This is a genomic window from Sphingomonas sp. NIBR02145, from assembly GCF_027359115.1.
Lineage (GTDB): Bacteria > Pseudomonadota > Alphaproteobacteria > Sphingomonadales > Sphingomonadaceae > Sphingomonas > Sphingomonas kyeonggiensis_A.
In genome coordinates, this window is the sequence record NZ_CP114791.1 from 2,256,783 (window position 1) to 2,273,711 (window position 16,929).

Here is a 16,929-nt window from a genome sequence, read left to right on the forward strand (position 1 = left end):
TCTGCCCCATCGGGAGGGCGAATATCCGTTCGCCCTCCCGACACCATTGCCCACCCTCACCCTAAACCAGCGTATGATACCCCCGGGCCGCCCGATGCGGGATTTCTGCCGTCAGAAGTTCCCGAGGAAGGACGGCCCCGATGCTCGACATGGCGAACACCGTTGCCGATACCGGCACGACGATCGAAATCCTGCCCGCCGCGCGGGTAAGCGATGCCGACGAGATGAACCACCGCATCGCCAACAGCCTGCAGCTGCTCTCGGCAATGGTCTCGGTCGAGGCGCGCGGGATCGCCGATCCGGTGGCACAGGCCGCGCTCGACGTGACTCAGCGGCGCATCGCGGCGGTCGCCAGCGTCCACCGCCAGCTCTACCAGGCGCATGAGAGCACCAGCGTAGACCTGCGCGCCTATCTGGAGAGCCTGGCCGCCGATCTGCAGGCTGGCGCGACCGGACGGCCGGTGCTGGTCGATGCGGCGGCGGTCTCGGTCCGCTCGGAGGATGCGACCGCGATCGGCATCATCGTCTCCGAACTGGTCACCAACGCCTTCAAATATGCCTATGCCCCGGGTGCGCCGGGCAATGTGCGGGTGATGCTGCGCAGCCTGCCGCTGGGCGGCTACATGATCGAAGTCTCCGATCGCGGCCGGGGCCGGGTCGCCGAAGTGATCCAGGGCAGCGGCTTCGGCAGCCGGCTGATCGAGCTGATGGCCGCGCGGCTGGGCGCCGAGGGCAGCTATCGCGACGCTCAACCGGGTACCCGCTTCCTACTCTTTGTGGGTGGCCGCTGAACCCCATGTTGCGACCCATTCGTGATGCGCTAGGCCTGCTGTATTGGTCCGATTCCGACGGACCATTGCATGAGGGTGAGATGGCGCACGAAGCCGAGAAGAAGCGCAGGCTGGCGGCGCAGGTGCAGGGCGTGGCCACGGTCGCGCTGGCGCTGGGCATCTTCGCGCTCGACGTGCTGAGCCCGCTGCAGGGCGCGGTGGCCGTTCTCTACACGATCGTCGTGCTGCTGACGACGCGGGCCAATGCGCGCGGGCTGACGCTTTCCGCAGGCTTCGTCTGCGCGCTGCTGGCGATCGCGGGCTATTTCATCAGCCATGACCATGAGGCGCTGGGATCGGCGGCGGTGCGGCTGTCGGTCGCGCTGGTCGCGATCGGAGTGACCACACTGCTTTCGGTGCGCCACATGGCCGCGGCCGAGCATCGCCGCATTGCCGACCGGCGCTACCGGGCGATCTTCAACGCGGCCGGCTTTCCGATCTGGGAAGGCGACTGGTCCGAGGCGTTCAGGCTGCTGCGCGGCAAGCAGGCGCCGGATGCCGAGGCGATCGATATCGCCGCGCGCACCGCGACGATCTGCGACGCCAACCACGCCGCGGCCGCGCTGTTCGGCCTGGAGCGGCGCGAGGAGCTGGTTGGTGGCACGCTGGTCCGCTTCCACACCCCCGCCGCGGAGGCGACCCTGGGTCGTATCCTCCAGGCGATGATCGCCGGCGAGACGACGATCGAGGAAGAAACGCGCTTCATCGATGCGAAGGGCGAACCGGTCGACGTGCTGCTGCGCGTGACCATCCCGCCCCAGCAGAAGGAATGGCGCCAGGTGCTCATCATGGGCCTGGACGTGACCGAGCGGAATCAGACCAATGTGCGCCTGGCCCAGGCACAGGCGCAGCTCACCCACGTCTCGCGGATCACCACGCTCGGCCAGCTCGCCGCGTCGATCGCGCATGAAGTGAACCAGCCACTCTCCGCCCTCATCACCTATGCCAAGTCGGGCAAGCGCTGGCTGGCGCGCGAGGCACCGGATGCGGCCGAAGTGGCGGACTGCCTGGATCATGTCGTCTCGAACGGGACGCGCGCGGCGGACGTGATCGCCCGCATCCGCGCGCTCGCCCGGCGTGCCGATCCGCGCCAGGACGCGATCGACCTGGGCTCGCTGGTCGACGAGACGATCGAGCTGCTGCGCCGCGACCTCAACACGCACGACGTGACCGTCGAGGTGACGATGCCCGGCGGGCTGCCGCCGCTGGTCGGCGACCGGGTGCAGATGCAGCAGGTGCTGATGAACCTGATGCTCAACGCCGAGCAGGCAATGGCGCAGGTGGCGCCGGGCGCCCGGGTGATGTGCGTCGAGGTGGTGGCCGAGCCGGACAGCGTCGCCGTGCATGTCCGCGACAGCGGCAGCGGCATCTCGGTGGAGCCGGAGAGCCTGTTCAGCCCCTTCTTCACCACCAAGTCCGAAGGCATGGGAATGGGCCTGTCGATCTGCCGCTCGATCATCGAGAGCCATGGCGGTACGCTTGGCGCGGAAAATCATCCTGAGGGAGGCGCGGTGTTCAGCTTCCGCCTGCCCGTGGCGGGCGCGATGGAGAGTGCGGCATGAGTGAGATGTTCGAAGGCGCCATGGGACCTGGTTGCGTGTGCGTGGTCGATGACGATGACGGGATCCGCGGGTCGCTGGGCAGCCTGTTCCGATCGGCCGGGCTGGCGGTGGCGCTGCATGACAGCCCCGATGCGTTCCTGAAGGCCGGCCTGCCCAAGGGCCCGGCCTGCCTGGTGCTCGACGTGCGCCTGCCGGGGATCAACGGGCTCGATTTCCAGGAAACGCTGGCGGCCCAAGGCATGGGCATCCCGGTCATCCTGATCACCGGGCATGGCGACATCCCGATGACGGTCCGCGGCATGAAGATGGGCGCGATCGATTTCCTGCCCAAGCCGTTCAGCGACGAGCAGATGCTCGCCGCCGTCGCCACCGCGCTGGAGCGCGACCGCGAACGCCAGGCGGGCGCCGAGAGCGATGCCAGGCTCAACGAATGCTATGCCCGGCTAACGCCGCGCGAACGCGAAGTGCTGGGGCTGGTCGTCGCGGGCCTGATGAACAAGCAGGTCGCGGCGAAGATGGAGCTTTCGGAGATCACCGTGAAGATCCACCGCGGCAATGTGATGCGCAAGATGGAAGCCCAGTCGCTCGCCGACCTGGTGCGCATGGCCGAGCAGCTCGGCGTGCGCGACGAGAGCGCGCACCGGTTTAACATCTGAGTATGATGGCGCCTGCAGGCCGACTAGCCCAAATGGGTAGTCTAGATCGCTATCCGAGTAACCAGAGTGACCGAATTGCATCCCTCCCCGCTCGTCGCGGTCGTCGATGACGATCCCGGCATCAGGGGAAGCCTGAACAGCCTGCTGCGCTCGGCAGGCCTTGCCAGCGAATTGTTCGACAGCGCCGAGGCGCTGCTCGCGGGCGATCCCGCGCGCTTCGACTGGATCGTGACCGATCTGCATATGCCGGGGATGACCGGGCTCGAGCTGCAGGCCGAGATCGGCCGGCTGGGCTGCGACTGCGCGATGATCGTGATGACTGCCTTCCCCACCCCCGCCTCGCAGTCCCAGGCGCTCGGCGCCGGCGCGAAGGCGTTCCTGACCAAGCCGATCGATCCGGACCTGCTGCTGGATGCGATCGAGGGCGCGGCCTGAAGCCAGTATCCCCTGGCCATCATCCCCGCGAAGGCGGGGATCCAGAGCCAGAAGCTGGAAGCGTGCGGATCGCGGCGGCGTCCGATCAAGCGCAGGCCAGATTGCTTCGACTATCCTGAGCTACCCTGGATCCCCGCCTTCGCGGGGATGACGGAAATGGCTGGTGTCACTCCTTGCGACTTGGGCGGGAGCGCGGACGCCCCCGCCCCGAGCTTCACTTGACCGGATCGAGATCATTGACCCGCGGCACGATCAGCGGATCGACCGGGGTCAGCGGCAGCGGTGGCACCGCATCCGGCGCGACGCCGAAGGTCGCCGCCAGCACTTCCTTCGAGAAGGACGAGGTCGCCGCGCGATAGCCGACATCCTCGGGCGTCGGCTGGTCGAAGAACACCAGGAAATGGATATCCTCCTCGCTCAGCACCTCGATCTGGTGCGGATAGGAGCGCGGGATGAAATAGGTGTCGCCCGGCTCGAGCAGATAGGTGTCGACGCTGCCGTCCGGGTCGAGGATCGACATGCGGGCGCGGCCCTTGTGGACATAGCCCATCTCCGCCGTGTCGGGATGCCAGTGCGGCTCGCGCATGCCGTTCTCGCGGACATCGATCGAGTACATCGAGAGGTGCCGCAGCGCCGGCCAGAACTGCGCACGGGCGAGCTGGGCGGTGCCATAGGGGAAGTCAATCGGCGGGGTCTGCCCGGCGATGCTGAACTTGTGCGGATCGGGGAAGGCAGCCGATGCCGGCACTTCGGCCGGGCCGCTGCGCTTCACGAGATAGCGCGCGCTCGACGTATCGCGGCGGATCGGCGCGAAATCCCCGGCCGGCAGCGTGAAGGTGTTGCCGAGCACCGCGTCGCTCATCGCGCCGAACGCGGCCTGGAGGGTGAAATCCTCGGGCCGCTCGTTGCTGAACAGGATGATCAGCTCGGCATCGTTGTCGCCGACATTCTCGATCGTGTGGAGCGAACCGGTGGCGATGTGGAACATCTCGCCGGCCGAGATGGTGAAGCGGCCGAAAACATCGGCGGTGTCGAGCACCGAGACGAGCAGCTCGCCCGAGAGGCAATAGGCCAGCTCATCGGCATTGGCGTGCCAGTGCGGCTCGCGGATCGCGCCGGGCGCGAGCACCAGCCGCTTGATCGCCATGCGGCGGAGCATGGGAAACTCGTCCGCGGTGATCCTGCGTACCGAGCCGAGTTCGCCCTGATAGGCGGGCTCGGCGTGGAGCAGCGAACGTACGTGCCGGGATGCGGCCATGTCTTCCTCCTGCGAAGGGCCGCGCATCGCGCGCGGCCGGAACCGGGGAATTGGGGCACCAGACCGCTGCGCCCACCCCTACCCATGTATGAGCCGCCACCGCTGCATGCACGCCGGAAGCCCTTGCGATACCAAGGTTTATGCAAACCTTGGTATTCTGACCCCCGGGCTGCCGCCCCCTTATCTTCGCTCCTGCCACTACCCCCCGACGCAAGGAGATGACTCATGAAGAAGATGATGATCGCCGCCGCCCTGATCGCCTTCGGAACCGGCATTGCCCAGGCGCAGGACGTCCCCCAGGATGCCCGCATCTTCACCGACGCCAGCGGCTTCCGCGCCGAGGAGACCCCAGGCGGCTACCAGCCGGCCAGTTCGCCCTTTTCGGGCCCGGTGACCCCGACCACCCAGGTGGTGTTCGTGCCGCAGACACTCACCCCCAGCCAGGCCTATCCGGCCCCGGCGCCACTCAAGGCCTATCCGGCCTGCAAGCCGGGCCGCGAGGACAATTGCCGCCAGCGCCAGTGACCTGACGCACCGGCGGAACGCGCGGCGCGCCGGCGGCCCATGGGCTTCCGGCGCGCTTTCGCATCCGCCGGTCGCACGCCCCAAACTCCTGTATGATGGCGGTCACAAACCGGGTGCCCGATATCGATCCCAGCAGCCGGGGTTCCCCCGCTCCGGCCGCCCTCAACCAAGACGCTGGAGTATTCGACATGGCTACGATCACCACGCAGGACGGCACCGAGATCTTCTACAAGGACTGGGGCCCCAAGGATGCCCAGCCGATCGTCTTCCATCATGGCTGGCCGCTGTCGTCGGACGACTGGGACGGCCAGATGCTGTTCTTCCTGAACAACGGCTACCGCGTCGTCGCCCATGACCGCCGCGGCCATGGCCGTTCGGCGCAGGTGAGCGAAGGCCATGACATGGCACATTATGCCGCCGACGCCTCGGCCGTCGCCGAGCATCTCGACCTGCGCAATGCCGTGCATATCGGCCACTCGACCGGCGGCGGCGAAGTCGCGGCCTATGTCGCCCGCTACGGCCAGCCCCAGGGCCGCGTCGCCAAGGCCGTGCTGGTCAGCGCGGTGCCGCCGATCATGCTCAAGACCGAAGCCTATCCGAACGGCCTGCCGATCGAAGTATTCGACGGGATCCGCGCGGGTCTGGCCGCCAACCGCGCCCAGTTCTTCCTCGATTTCGCCTCCGGTCCCTTCTACGGCTTCAACCGCCCGGGCGCGGCCGTTTCGGAAGGCGTGATCCGCAACTGGTGGCGCCAGGGCATGATGGGCAGCGCGCAGGCCCATTATCTCGGCATCAAGGCCTTCTCCGAGACCGACCAGACCGAAGACCTCAAGGCGATTACCGTGCCGACGCTGGTGCTGCAGGGCGATGACGACCAGGTCGTCCCCTACAAGGAAGCGGCCGAGCTTCAGGCAAAGCTGATCCCGAACGCAGAGCTCAAGATCTATGCAGGCTATCCGCACGGCATGCTGACCACGCACGGCGATGTGATCAACGCCGACCTGCTGGCATTCGTGAAGGCCTGAGCTCCCGGCCACACACGCGGAAGGGCTCGTCCTGCGGGACGGGCCCTTTTGCTTATCCGGCACGGCGATCGCTGCTATGCCCGCTGCCATGTACCGCTTGCTCGCGCTTGTCGCCCTCGCCCCGATCGCCTCGCCGCACCAGGATGCGCCGGACCCGTCGCGGATCAGCGAAGTCGATGCGATCGAGTGCCGGCTGTCGGTGCCGGACTATACCGGCTTCGCCCTGTCGGTGAGCGAGGCGGACGGCGTCGGCCAGGCGCGCGGGTGGAAGAAGATCGATTCCGCCAATCCCTTCCTCAGCGAATATGAACTGCCGCAGCCGATCACCGTGGCCGGCAGCTACCGCACCACCCGGATCGCCTTCTCCGCCAATGCGATGCTGGCAATCCTCGACATCGCCGATCCGGCGGAAGTCGCGCGCGGCCTGGGCGTGCCCAACGCGATGGACCCCGATCCGATGATCGCCGACCTCGCCCGCTCGAGCGGCAAGAGCTATGCCGAGGTCGCGGCGGGGATGAAGTTCCGCAAGTTCCTGGGCGAGAAGATCGTCTCGGAGAAGACCGAGCCCGCGGCGGACGCGGAGTCGTTCGGCAGCCGCATGACCGTGGCGCGCAGCATCTCCAACGCGACCAGCCATCCGGGCAAGACGCTCTATGGCTGCTCCTATCGGATGGAGATACTCGACAAGGACGGCAAGCCGCTCTGAGCGGTTCCGGCGCTTAACGGCCCGTTTCGCCGCCCGCATAATAGCGCAGCCGATCGTGAAAGTCGGCAACCGCCTCGCCGAGGCGCGTCAGCCGGAAGGCCTTGACCGAAGCGGTATTGCCGCACTTCACCCGCGCCTGCCGGAGCCAGCCGGCCATGTCGGCCCGCAAGCGGCTTTGGACCTCGCGGCGCGACTGGCGCATCCAGTCCTGGACGGGAACGGAATAGGAGGCCTCGAAATCCTCCTCGCCGGCGCATTTGTCGATGTCGATCGAGACCCAGACCGGGCCTCCCTGATCCCAGCTGACCTGCATGACATCGGGCTGGTCGCCCTGGACAAGGATCACGGAAGCATCGTCGTTGCCCGCGCCGGATAGGCTGGAGATGCTCACGACATGCCATGGCCCATAGGCCCGCATCTCCGGCTGGGAGGGTCCGGCCGGCACGCTTGCCGCGATCAGCCCAAGGCAGAGAATTGCCCGCATCCAGCGATGCTGGACCAAAGGCCGCCGGAGCGCAATCCGTCTCCAGCGGCCATTCCGGCTTGCGGGTTGCCGCCCACCGCGGGCGGCGGGGATCACACCATCTCGGGCGTGCGACAGGCTTCGTAGAGGAACCAGGCGCGGCGCTCGCCTTCGTCGATCCACACTTCGATCAGGCTCGCGGTGGCGACGTCCGAATAGGCGTCGCACAGCTCGTGCACGCGGCGCAGCGCGGCGACGAGCTGCTTGTTGTCACCGTGGAGCTCGGCGAGCATGTCCTGCGGATCGACATAGTCGGCATTGTTGTCGAGGATGCGCTGCTTGCCGGCGATGTCCGAGATCGAGCGGATCGTGGTGCCGCCGATCTTGCGGGCGCGCTCGGCGATCACATCGGTCATCGCGAAGATCTGGTCGCCCTGCTCGTCGAGCATCAGGTGATAGTCGCGGAAGTTCGGGCCGCTCATGTGCCAGTGGAAGTTCTTGGTCTTGAGATAGAGCGCGAACACATCGGCGAGCAGCGCCTTGAGGCCGCCCGAAATATCGCGGGTGGCGCTTTCGCCAAGGTCGGTGGGCGTGCCGAGCTTGCGCTGGGCGGGCATGATGAGCGTCATCGGTTTCTCCTGGAGCGCGGCGCGGGGGATGCGCCAGACGGGAGCGCAGATCGTCGTCGAGCCCCGCCGCGCCAACCCAAACCAAGGTGTGGCCCCGGCCTACCCGGAAGAGGGCGACCACCGGGCAACATCTTCGTATGATTGGCCGCCCGCCCCGTTCCATGCGAGGCGGAGCCGAACAATGGAAAGGGCGTAGCCATGGAATGCCGGCATGTGATGACCGTGAACGAAGTCACGCCCAGCGCGCGCGGCTGCGAGGAATGCCTGAAGGTCGGCAGCCCCTGGGTGCATCTCCGCCTGTGCCGGGCCTGCGGCCATGTCGGCTGCTGCGACCAGAGCCCGCATCGCCACGCCCGCGCCCATTTCAACGCCACCCGCCACCCGATCATCGAAGGCTATGACCCGCCCGAAGGCTGGGGCTGGTGCTATGTCGACGAGATCGAGGTTGATCTGCCCGACCAGACACCCCAGCTGGGGCCGATTCCCCGCTTCTACTGATCCTTCGGAGACAATCATGAGCAGCACCGCCCCCCAGGCCGCTCCAGCGGCACCGGACGCGCTCGGCCGTCCGCTGATCTTCGCCATGGCCGCCGCGGCGGGCATCGCCGTCGCCAATATCTATTATTGCCAGCCGATGCTGGGCGTGATGCAGCGCGATCTGCCGGGCGCACTGACCGTGCTGGTGCCGACGGCAACGCAGATCGGCTATGCGCTGGGCCTGTTCCTGCTGGTGCCGCTGGGCGATCTCGTCGAGCGCAAGCGGCTGATCGCGATCCAGTTCGTCGTGCTGGCCGGCGCGCTGGCCCTGGCCGCCATCGCGCCGAGCGCTGCCATGATCATCGCAGCGTCGGTCGCGGTAGGCTTTGCCGCCACGGTGGCGCAGCAGGTGGTGCCGCTCGCCGCGCACCTGGCACCGCCCGAGAAGCGCGGCGCCGTGGTGGGCACCGTCATGGCCGGACTGCTCTGCGGCATCCTGCTCAGCCGGACGCTGGCGGGCTTCGTCGCCGCCCATGCCGGCTGGCGCGAGATGTTCTGGCTGGGCGTGCCGCTGGCGCTCGCAGCAGGCGGGGTCATGGCGCTGGCATTGCCGCACAGCGCACCGGATTCGGACCTGCGCTACCCCCAGCTGCTCCGCTCGCTCGGTGGGCTGTGGCGCGAGTTCGGCGCACTGCGCCATGCCGCGATAACCCAGGGCCTATTGTTCGCGGCGTTCAGCGGTTTCTGGACGATCCTGGCGCTGCGCCTGCAGGAGCCGGCCTTCGGGATGGGCTCGGAAGTGGCGGGCCTGTTCGGCGTGATCGGCGCGGTGGGCGTGCTTGCCGCTCCGATCGCCGGGCGCATCGCCGACCGGAAGGGGCCGCGGCCGGTGATCCTGCTCGGCGCGCTCTGCGTGCTGATCGGCTGGGCGTTCACCGGGCTCTGGGCCTCGATCGCCGGCATGGTGATCGGCGTGATCCTGCTCGATTTCGGCGTGCAGGGCGCGCTCGTCTCGCACCAGCATGTCGTGTTCGCGCTGCGGCCCGAGGCGCGAGCGCGGCTCAACACCATCTTCATGGGCGCGATGTTCGTCGGCGGTGCGACCGGATCGGGCGCGGCGACCTGGGCCTGGTCGATCGGTGGCTGGACGGCGGTGTCGCTACTCGGCGCCGCGTTCGCTGCGGTGGCGGTGGCGATCCAGTTCACCCATCCGCAAAAGGGGCATTGAAGGCGCACCCTCCGTCATGCTGAACTTGTTTCGGCATCCAACGAGCCGCGAGGGATATCGCTTGAGGCGCGTTGGACCCTGAAACAAGTTCAGGGTGACGATGGGAAAAGAGGCCGCGTCAGGCTTCGCGCACCCGCAGCGTAGCGAGCGCCGCCAGCCCCATCACCACCGCCGCGATCGCCATCGTCCAGATCGGCTGACCCGGGAACAGGTGCCGCATCACCGTGCCGATCACCGTCGCCACCAGCAGCTGCGGGATGACGATGAAGACGTTGAACAGGCCCATGTACACGCCGAGCTTGGCCTGGGGCAGCGACGAAGCGAGGATCGCATAGGGCATCGCCAGGATCGAGGCCCAGGCGATGCCGATGCCGATCTCGGCGAGCAGCAGCGTGTTCGCATCCCGGATCACCAGGAAACTCGCATAGCCGAGCGCGCCGAGGCCGAGCGCAATCGCATGGGTGCGCGCCTTGCCGAAGCGGCGGGCGAGCGGGCGCAGCAGGAACAGCGCGGCGAGCGTGGCGACGGCGTTATAGGCAGCGAACAGGATGCCGACCCAGTTGCCCGCATCGTTATAACCTTCGCTGGTGGGGTTCGGTGCGTGGAAGACATACTGCGCCACCACCGGCGTGGTGTAGATCCACATGATGAACAGCGCCGACCAGCTGAAGAACTGGACGACCGCAAGGCGTTTCATCACCGGCGGCATCCCGGAGAAATCGGCCATCAGGTCGCCGAGCAGTCCCCCGCCCCGCATCACCGCCGTGACGATCCGCGCCGCCCCATAGGCGGCGAGCAGACCGGCGAGCAGGTACAGCTCCTTCTCCAGCCCGAGCGCGAACACCGCGACACCCAGCGCCGCACCGGCGGCCAGCCAGGGCACGCCCGCGCCGGCCGAGGCGGGCGGAGGCGCCTGCGGCTCCGGCACCGGGCCATCGAACGCCGCGATCTCCTGCGGCGAATATTCGCGGGTGGTGAACACCGTCCATAGCACCGCGAGCAGCAGCGCCGCGCCGCCAAGGTAGAAGCTCCAGCGCACGGTATCAGGCAGGCCCCCGCCCGGTGCGACGTTCGACACGCCGAAATGATCGAGCAGGAACGGCGTCGCCGATCCGATCACCGCGCCCGCGCCGATGAACGCGGTCTGGATCGCATAGCCGGCGGTGTGCTGCTCCTTGTCGAGCATGTCGCCGACGAACGCGCGGAACGGCTCCATCGACACGTTGAGCGAAGCATCGAGCACCCAGAGCAGCAGCGCCGCGACGAGCAGCACCGGCGCATTGGGCATGCCGAACAGCGCCAGCGTCGCCAGCACCGCGCCGGCGAGGAAATAAGGACGACGGCGGCCGAACCTACCCCAGGTCCGGTCCGAATAATGGCCGATGACCGGCTGGACGAGCAGGCCGGTCAGGGGGGCGGCGATCCACAGCAGCGGGAGATTGTCGATGCTCTCGCCCAGCGACTGGAAAACGCGGCTCATGTTCGCGTTCTGCAGCGCGAAGCCGATCTGGATGCCCAGGAAGCCGAAGCTGATGTTCCACAGCCCGGCAAATCCCTGGCGCGGCCGCCCCCCTGCCGAACTCACCGGCGGCGGGCCTTCTTGGCCGGTGCGACGAAGCGGATCGCCTCGCCGCCGCCCGGCGCCAGCGCGATGGTCAGCGTGTCGCCCTTCTTCACTACCTTGGTCTCGATCGTGATCGAATGGCGGGCATCGGTGCGGTAATCCGCGCCGGGGCCGTCGCGATAGATCTCGGCGGTGTAGCTCTTGCCCGCGTCGAGGAAGTCGAGCGTCACGGTCGAGCTGCGCGCTTCCTCGTCGCCCACGGCGCCGAGATACCAGTCGTCGCTGCCCCTGGCCTTGCGGACGATCGTGGCATAGTCGCCGACTTCGCCGTTCAGCACGCGGGTGTCGCTCCAGTCGGTCGGCACGTCGCGGATGAACTTCATCTCGCGCGGGTACTTGGCATAGTTCTCCGGCGTGTCCGCCGCCATCACCACCGGCGAGTAGAGCACGACATACAGGGCCAGCTGCTTGGCGATGGTCGACTTGATCGCCGAACCGTTCGAACCGCTCAGGCTGAGCACGCCCGGAGTGAAGTCCATCGGGCCGCCGAGCAGCTGGGTGAAGACCATGTTGGCCTCATGCTCGGGCGGGTTCTTGCCGCCTTCCCAGGCGTTGTATTCCATGCCGCGGCCGCCCTCGCGCGCCACCCAGTTCGGGTAGGTGCGGCGAAGGCCCGTGTCCTTGACCGGCTCGTGGCTGTCGATCGAGACGTGGTACTTCGCGGCAGTCTCCACGACGCGGAGATGGTGGTTCACCATCCACTGGCTCTCATGCCATTCACGGTGCTGCGAGCCGTCCGGATCGACGCGCTCGATCTGGCCGGCATCGGTGACATAGCCGGTCTTGACCACCGGGATGCCGTGGTCCTGCGCATATTTGAACGCGCGATCGAGCTGGCTGTCATAATGGCTGGCCGAACCGCCGGTCTCGTTATGGCCGATCAGGTATACGCCCTTCGCCTTGGCATAGCGCGCCAGCTCGGCGGCATCGAAATCCTCGGTCGGCTGGTCGAAGTTCATGTCCTTGCCATTGCCGAACCAGTTGCCGTCCCAGCCGACATTCCAGCCCTCGACGAGCACGCCGGGGATGCCGTTCGCGGCAGCGAAATCGATATACTGCTTCACATGCGCGGTGGTGGCGCCGTGCTTCGGCCCGCGCGACCAGGTCCATTCGCCCTTGATCATGTTCCACCACACGCCGACGAACTTGCCCGGCTTGATCCAGGAAACGTCGCCAAGCTTGTTCGGCTCGTTGAGGTTGAGCGTCATCCGGCTGGCGGCATAGAGGCCGGCCGCGTCATCGGCGATCGCGATCGTGCGCCACGGCGTCGAGAAGCCGGCGTCGCGCGACACCTTGGGCGCGCCGGCACCGGGGGTGAGCGAGGCCTTGAAGGTGTTCCCCTCGGCCCGCTGCAGGTTCATCGCGGCATAGTCGACCAGCGCCGCCTCGTGCAGCGCGACATGGGTGCCGTCGGCGAGCTTGACCGTCATCACCGTCTGCGCGGTGCCGACCGCGTCGAGCGGCGTCTTGTTGTAGAGATATTCCTCGCGGTTCCACAGATAGGCCGGCTTCCACCAGGCGGTACCCGGCCCGGCAAAGGCGAACTCGGTCAACTCGTCGGCGATATTGGCGTGCTTGAGGTTGGCCTGCGTGGGCAGCGTGTAGCGGAAGCCGATACCGTCGTCGAAGAGCCGGAACGTGACGTCCATCTCGCGCTTGAGATCGGCCTTCTCGCGCAGGCGCACCGTCATCTCGGTGTGGTTGTCGCGGATCGTCGACCATTCGCCGAAGGGCTGGTTCCAGCTCGTGTCGGACTTGTCGCGCTTCACCTCGACCACGCTCATGCCCCGATCGAGCTTGGGCGCGTCGGTGAACAGGAAGCCGAGCCGGCTGTCGGTGAGCAAAGGCTTGCCGGCACGCTGCACCGCGTAGCTCGCCCGGCCCTCGTTATCGAGGCTGATCGTCACGGTGAGCTTGCCGTCCGGCGAGGCCGCGCGGGCGACGACATTGCCGTCGGTCTTCTGCGACAGGTCGTCCTGGGCGAGGGCCGGCGGCGCGAAGCTGAAGGCGGCGAGCGCCAGCGCGAGGGGGGCGAACTTCATGGGGGAACTCCTCAAGCTTCGGTGCGGGCGATCAACCCGGAATAGGGGGCAAAGGTCCAGTCGGCGATGCTGCCGGTCGAAAGCAGCGGGCGCCAGCGCGCCGCATCGCCGGGCACGAATTGCTGCGCAGCATCGCCCAGGTTGAAGATGCAGAGCAAGCGCTCGCCCTCCGCCTCGCGTTCGAAGGCGAGCAGTTCGCCCGGCGCATCGAGGAAAGCGATCCCGCCGGTCCGGAGCGCGGGCGAGCCGTTGCGGAGCGCGAGCACCTTGCGGGTCCAGGCAAGCAGCGAGCCGGCATCGGCGTTCTGCACGTCGATCGCCAGCCTGGCATGGTTGGGGCCGACCGGCAGCCAGGGCTTGCCGCTGGTGAAGCCGAGCTGCGGCGCTTCTCCCTCCCACGGCATCGGGGTACGTGCGCCGTCGCGCGAGAGCGTGCGCGGCCAGTTGGCGATCGCCTCCGGATCCTGGAGATCCTCGAACGCGATCTCGACCTGGTCGAGCCCCAGCTCCTCGCCATAATAAAGGAAGATGTTGCCGCGCAGCGCGGCGAGCAGCAGCATCTTCATCCGGGCGAACGCATCGGCGTGCTCGGGCGCGGCCCAGCGCGAGACGGCGCGGGGTGCGTCGTGGTTTTCGAACGCCCAGCTCGGCCAGCTGCTATCCGCCGACCAGTTCTCCAGCGCTTCGCGTACCGCCGATGCGGTCAGCTGCGACGCGTAGAGAAAGTCGAAGCCATAGGCGGTGTTGAGCCGGTTGTTGCCCGCGGTGAACAGCTTCATCTCGCGGTCGGCATCCGCCCCGCCCACCTCGGCGACGGTGAAGCGCTCGGGATATTCGTCGAACACCCCGCGCAGCCGCTCCAGGAACGGCGGGATGTCGGCATGGCTCTGGTTGTAGATGTGGAGCTGGAAGTCGAACGGGCGGGTGCGTGGCGTGTTCGAATCGGGGGCCGGCGGATTGTCGCGGAATTCCGGGTCGTGCATCGAGAAGTTGATCGCATCGATGCGGAAACCGTCCACGCCGCGATCCAGCCAGAAGCGGGTGATCGCGAGCAGTTCGTCCTGCACCTCCGGCAGGTGGCAGTTGAGCTGCGGCTGCTCCTTCAGGAAATTGTGCATGTAATATTGGCCGCGGCGCGCGTCCCAGGTCCAGGCCGGGCCGCCGAATACGGACTGCCAGTTGGTGGGCGGCGAGCCGTCCGGCCTGGCGTCGTGCCAGACGTACCAATTGGCCTTGGGATTGTCGCGGCTGGCCCGGCTCTCGACGAACCAGGCATGCTCGTCCGAGGTGTGCGCCCAGACCTGATCGATCAGCACGCGCAGGCCAAGCGCATGGGCGCGGGCGATCAGGGCGTCGAAATCGGCAAGCGTGCCGAAGATCGGATCGACGTCGCGATAGTCCGCCACGTCATAGCCGAAATCGGCCATGGGCGACTTGAAGAAGGGCGACAGCCAGATCGCGTCGACGCCGAGGCTGGCGATATGCTCCAGCCGCGCGGTGATGCCGGGCAGGTCGCCGATGCCGTCGCCGTTCGAATCGAAGAAGCTGCGCGGATAGATCTGGTAGATTACGGCGCCCTTCCACCAGGGTTGGGCGTGTTGAAGTTCCGCTTTCGCGGCAAGCTGGGTCACTTCTGGGTCTCCGCCGCGCACACCGCATATCCAAGCGGCGGCAGGGTAATGGAAAGGGAGCCGGGCGCACTGGCCGTAGTGGCACAAGTGCCCGCGAGCGGGTGGAAGCGCGCGGAACGGGTCTCGACCTCAACCTGGCGCGTGATCGCGGCAGTCGATGTGTTGAAGGCAAGCACCAGCTCGGCGCCGGTTACGGGATCGAAGCGCGAGAAGGCGAGCAGGCCGGGCTTGTCCTCGCGGGCGCGCAATAGCTGGCGGCCGCGAGTGAGCGCCGGATGGGCGATGCGCAGCCGGGCAAGGCTGGCGATCTCGCGGAAGATCGGATTGGCCTCGTCGAAGCGCGGCGTGGCCGTGCTGGCATCGCTGCCGACCAGCTTGCGGGCGTTATACTGCGCCACCTTGCTGCCGAACTGGTCCTCGCGGGCATCGACATCGTTCGAACCGCCGGCAAAGCCCTGCTCGTCACCGGCATAGATGGTCGGCACGCCGCGCAGGGTAAGCAGCAGGGCGTTGGAAAGCAGGACACGCTGTAGCACCTCGGCCTCGCTCGCCTCGAGGAAAGCCTTGCGGACGAACCAGGCGAAGCGGCCATTGTCGTGATTGCCGCTGAAGGTCGGCAGCGTGATCGCGGTGTCGAAGCCTTGGGCGTAGAGCACATCGCCGTCGAACAGCTTCTCGAACACATCGGTGCCCTTGGTCCCGGCGACGCTGTCGAGCAGCGCCTGACGGAAAGCGAAATCGAGCACCGAGGGGAATTTCGCGGTGATCGTGTGCGCGGCCTGGGCGGCGGGATCGGCGACCTCGCCGAAGATGTGGAAATTGGGGATGCCCTTCGCATGCGCGCGGTCGAGCATGGCAGGGACGAAGGCCTGCCAGAATTCCGGGTTCACATGGCGGGCGGTATCGATGCGGAAGCCGTCGACGCCGAACCGGTCGATCCAGCTGCCATAGATGTCGATCATCCCCGTGACGACCCGCGGGTTCTCGGTCATCAGGTCGTCGAGGCCGACGAAATCGCCCATGGTCGAGCTCTCGCCGGCGAAGGTCGAGTCACCGCGATTGTGATAGTAGATCGGGTCGTTGAGCCACGCGGGGAACTTGGCGTTCTTCTCCGCCTCGGGGACGAAGGGCGTATAGGCGTAGCCGGGGTCGGTCAGCTTCGCGAAATTCTCCGCCGTCTGGACGGCATCGCCGACGAAGCCCGGGTTGATCGGCGCGCCGTTAACGCCGCCGCGGCGCTGATAGGGATAGTCGGCCTTGCCGCGATAGGGGCAGGCACTGGCGCCGACGCACTCGCGATACTGGATCACGTCAGCCGTATGGTTGGCGACGATGTCCATATAGACTTTCATGCCGCGCGCATGAGCAGCGTCGATCAGTGCCTTGAACTCGGCATCGGTGCCGAAATGCGGATCGACATGGGTGAAGTCGGTGATCCAATAGCCGTGATAGCCCGCGCTTTGCTGGCCCGGACCACCCTGGACGGGCTTGTTGACGAAGATCGGCGCGACCCAGATCGCGGTGATGCCCAGCTTCTGAAGATATTGAAGCTTGCTCGCGAGCCCCTTGAGGTCGCCGCCATGATAATAGCGCGCGTCGGCGGGATCGAAGCCGGTGGTGCCGCGGTCGCCCTTCAGCCCTCCGCGATCGTTCGCCGGATCGCCATTGGCGAAGCGATCGGGGAGAACGAAGTAGATCACTTCGTCCTGCGGCAGGCGGGCGCGGTAATCCTGCGCGGCGGCGGGAGTGGCGGCGAGGAACGCCAAAGCCAACGCGGCTCCCCGGCGAAAGCCGGGGCCCAGGGTTTCTCTGCCGATTTGCTTGCCGCCCCGGGCTTC

16 protein-coding genes are annotated in these 16,929 nt (G+C 67.2%); 9 read left to right on the forward strand and 7 right to left on the reverse strand.

Annotated elements, in window-relative coordinates; all coding sequences use genetic code 11:
- Positions 1-140: 140 nt before the first annotated feature.
- The 4 genes from O3305_RS09920 (at position 141) to O3305_RS09935 (ending at position 3,483) form a co-directional block, all read left to right on the forward strand.
- Positions 141-791 (forward strand): sensor histidine kinase, encoded by a 651-nt coding sequence (locus O3305_RS09920; protein WP_269576243.1) that lies wholly within the window; start codon positions 141-143, stop codon positions 789-791.
- Between the two features lie 80 nt (positions 792-871).
- Positions 872-2,392 carry a sensor histidine kinase gene (locus O3305_RS09925; RefSeq protein ID WP_269576244.1) on the forward strand — a complete coding sequence of 507 codons (1,521 nt, stop codon included), beginning with the start codon at positions 872-874 and terminating at the stop codon, positions 2,390-2,392.
- A complete protein-coding gene (locus tag O3305_RS09930) occupies positions 2,389-3,048 on the forward strand; it encodes a response regulator transcription factor (protein WP_342251087.1) in 660 nt (219 codons plus the stop codon). Before O3305_RS09925 ends, O3305_RS09930 begins: the two co-directional genes overlap by 4 nt.
- Before the next feature lie 66 nt (positions 3,049-3,114).
- Positions 3,115-3,483 (forward strand): response regulator transcription factor, encoded by a 369-nt coding sequence (locus O3305_RS09935; RefSeq protein ID WP_269576245.1) that lies wholly within the window; start codon positions 3,115-3,117, stop codon positions 3,481-3,483.
- A gap of 214 nt (positions 3,484-3,697) precedes the next feature.
- On the opposite strand, the gene O3305_RS09940 is transcribed toward O3305_RS09935, so the two are convergent.
- Positions 3,698-4,741: a cupin domain-containing protein gene (locus O3305_RS09940; RefSeq protein ID WP_269576246.1), complete on the reverse strand. Its 1,044-nt coding sequence runs from the start codon at positions 4,739-4,741 to the stop codon at positions 3,698-3,700.
- A 225-nt stretch (positions 4,742-4,966) separates the two neighbouring features.
- On the opposite strand from O3305_RS09940, the gene O3305_RS09945 reads away from it, so the two are divergent.
- The 3 genes from O3305_RS09945 (at position 4,967) to O3305_RS09955 (ending at position 6,997) form a co-directional block, all read left to right on the forward strand.
- Positions 4,967-5,266 carry a hypothetical protein gene (locus tag O3305_RS09945; RefSeq protein ID WP_269576247.1) on the forward strand — a complete coding sequence of 100 codons (300 nt, stop codon included), beginning with the start codon at positions 4,967-4,969 and terminating at the stop codon, positions 5,264-5,266.
- Between the two features lie 188 nt (positions 5,267-5,454).
- Positions 5,455-6,291 (forward strand): alpha/beta fold hydrolase, encoded by an 837-nt coding sequence (locus tag O3305_RS09950; RefSeq protein ID WP_269576248.1) that lies wholly within the window; start codon positions 5,455-5,457, stop codon positions 6,289-6,291.
- A gap of 88 nt (positions 6,292-6,379) precedes the next feature.
- Positions 6,380-6,997: a hypothetical protein gene (locus tag O3305_RS09955; RefSeq protein WP_269576249.1), complete on the forward strand. Its 618-nt coding sequence runs from the start codon at positions 6,380-6,382 to the stop codon at positions 6,995-6,997.
- A 13-nt stretch (positions 6,998-7,010) separates the two neighbouring features.
- Here O3305_RS09955 and O3305_RS09960 read toward each other — a convergent pair whose 3' ends face one another.
- Positions 7,011-7,481, reverse strand: coding sequence for a hypothetical protein (locus O3305_RS09960; RefSeq protein ID WP_269576250.1), 471 nt, complete (start codon positions 7,479-7,481; stop codon positions 7,011-7,013).
- Between the two features lie 92 nt (positions 7,482-7,573).
- Positions 7,574-8,089 (reverse strand): Dps family protein, encoded by a 516-nt coding sequence (locus tag O3305_RS09965; protein WP_269576251.1) that lies wholly within the window; start codon positions 8,087-8,089, stop codon positions 7,574-7,576.
- 216 nt (positions 8,090-8,305) lie between these two features.
- Between O3305_RS09965 and O3305_RS09970 the strand changes: the two genes are divergently transcribed.
- A complete protein-coding gene (locus O3305_RS09970; RefSeq protein ID WP_269576252.1) occupies positions 8,306-8,587 on the forward strand; it encodes a UBP-type zinc finger domain-containing protein in 282 nt (93 codons plus the stop codon).
- Between the two features lie 16 nt (positions 8,588-8,603).
- Entirely contained in the window at positions 8,604-9,794 is a 1,191-nt protein-coding gene (locus O3305_RS09975; protein WP_269576253.1) for an MFS transporter, read from the forward strand.
- Between the two features lie 118 nt (positions 9,795-9,912).
- On the opposite strand, the gene O3305_RS09980 is transcribed toward O3305_RS09975, so the two are convergent.
- The 4 genes from O3305_RS09980 to O3305_RS09995 are packed head-to-tail and all read right to left on the reverse strand — an operon-like array spanning position 9,913 to position 16,863.
- Positions 9,913-11,379: an MFS transporter gene (locus tag O3305_RS09980; RefSeq protein ID WP_269576254.1), complete on the reverse strand. Its 1,467-nt coding sequence runs from the start codon at positions 11,377-11,379 to the stop codon at positions 9,913-9,915.
- On the reverse strand, positions 11,376-13,460 hold the full coding sequence (locus O3305_RS09985; protein WP_269576255.1) for a glycoside hydrolase family 97 protein: 2,085 nt from the start codon (positions 13,458-13,460) through the stop codon (positions 11,376-11,378). Before O3305_RS09985 ends, O3305_RS09980 begins: the two co-directional genes overlap by 4 nt.
- Positions 13,461-13,471: 11 nt before the next feature.
- Positions 13,472-15,091, reverse strand: coding sequence for an alpha-amylase family glycosyl hydrolase (locus O3305_RS09990; RefSeq protein WP_269576256.1), 1,620 nt, complete (start codon positions 15,089-15,091; stop codon positions 13,472-13,474).
- Positions 15,088-16,863 carry an alpha-amylase family glycosyl hydrolase gene (locus O3305_RS09995; RefSeq protein ID WP_269576257.1) on the reverse strand — a complete coding sequence of 592 codons (1,776 nt, stop codon included), beginning with the start codon at positions 16,861-16,863 and terminating at the stop codon, positions 15,088-15,090. The genes O3305_RS09990 and O3305_RS09995 overlap by 4 nt, the downstream gene beginning before the upstream one ends.
- Between the last annotated feature and the right edge of the window lie 66 nt (positions 16,864-16,929).

Coding starts and splice junctions, on each gene's coding strand:
- O3305_RS09940 (WP_269576246.1), bottom strand. CDS start 4,741: ATGGCCGCATCCCGGCACGTACGTTCGCTGCTCCACGCCGAGCCCGCC.
- O3305_RS09985 (WP_269576255.1), bottom strand. CDS start 13,460: ATGAAGTTCGCCCCCCTCGCGCTGGCGCTCGCCGCCTTCAGCTTCGCG.
- O3305_RS09930 (WP_342251087.1), top strand. CDS start 2,389: ATGAGTGAGATGTTCGAAGGCGCCATGGGACCTGGTTGCGTGTGCGTG.
- O3305_RS09955 (WP_269576249.1), top strand. CDS start 6,380: ATGTACCGCTTGCTCGCGCTTGTCGCCCTCGCCCCGATCGCCTCGCCG.
- O3305_RS09945 (WP_269576247.1), top strand. CDS start 4,967: ATGAAGAAGATGATGATCGCCGCCGCCCTGATCGCCTTCGGAACCGGC.
- O3305_RS09920 (WP_269576243.1), top strand. CDS start 141: ATGCTCGACATGGCGAACACCGTTGCCGATACCGGCACGACGATCGAA.
- O3305_RS09925 (WP_269576244.1), top strand. CDS start 872: ATGGCGCACGAAGCCGAGAAGAAGCGCAGGCTGGCGGCGCAGGTGCAG.
- O3305_RS09975 (WP_269576253.1), top strand. CDS start 8,604: ATGAGCAGCACCGCCCCCCAGGCCGCTCCAGCGGCACCGGACGCGCTC.
- O3305_RS09965 (WP_269576251.1), bottom strand. CDS start 8,089: ATGACGCTCATCATGCCCGCCCAGCGCAAGCTCGGCACGCCCACCGAC.
- O3305_RS09970 (WP_269576252.1), top strand. CDS start 8,306: ATGACCGTGAACGAAGTCACGCCCAGCGCGCGCGGCTGCGAGGAATGC.
- O3305_RS09960 (WP_269576250.1), bottom strand. CDS start 7,481: ATGCGGGCAATTCTCTGCCTTGGGCTGATCGCGGCAAGCGTGCCGGCC.
- O3305_RS09950 (WP_269576248.1), top strand. CDS start 5,455: ATGGCTACGATCACCACGCAGGACGGCACCGAGATCTTCTACAAGGAC.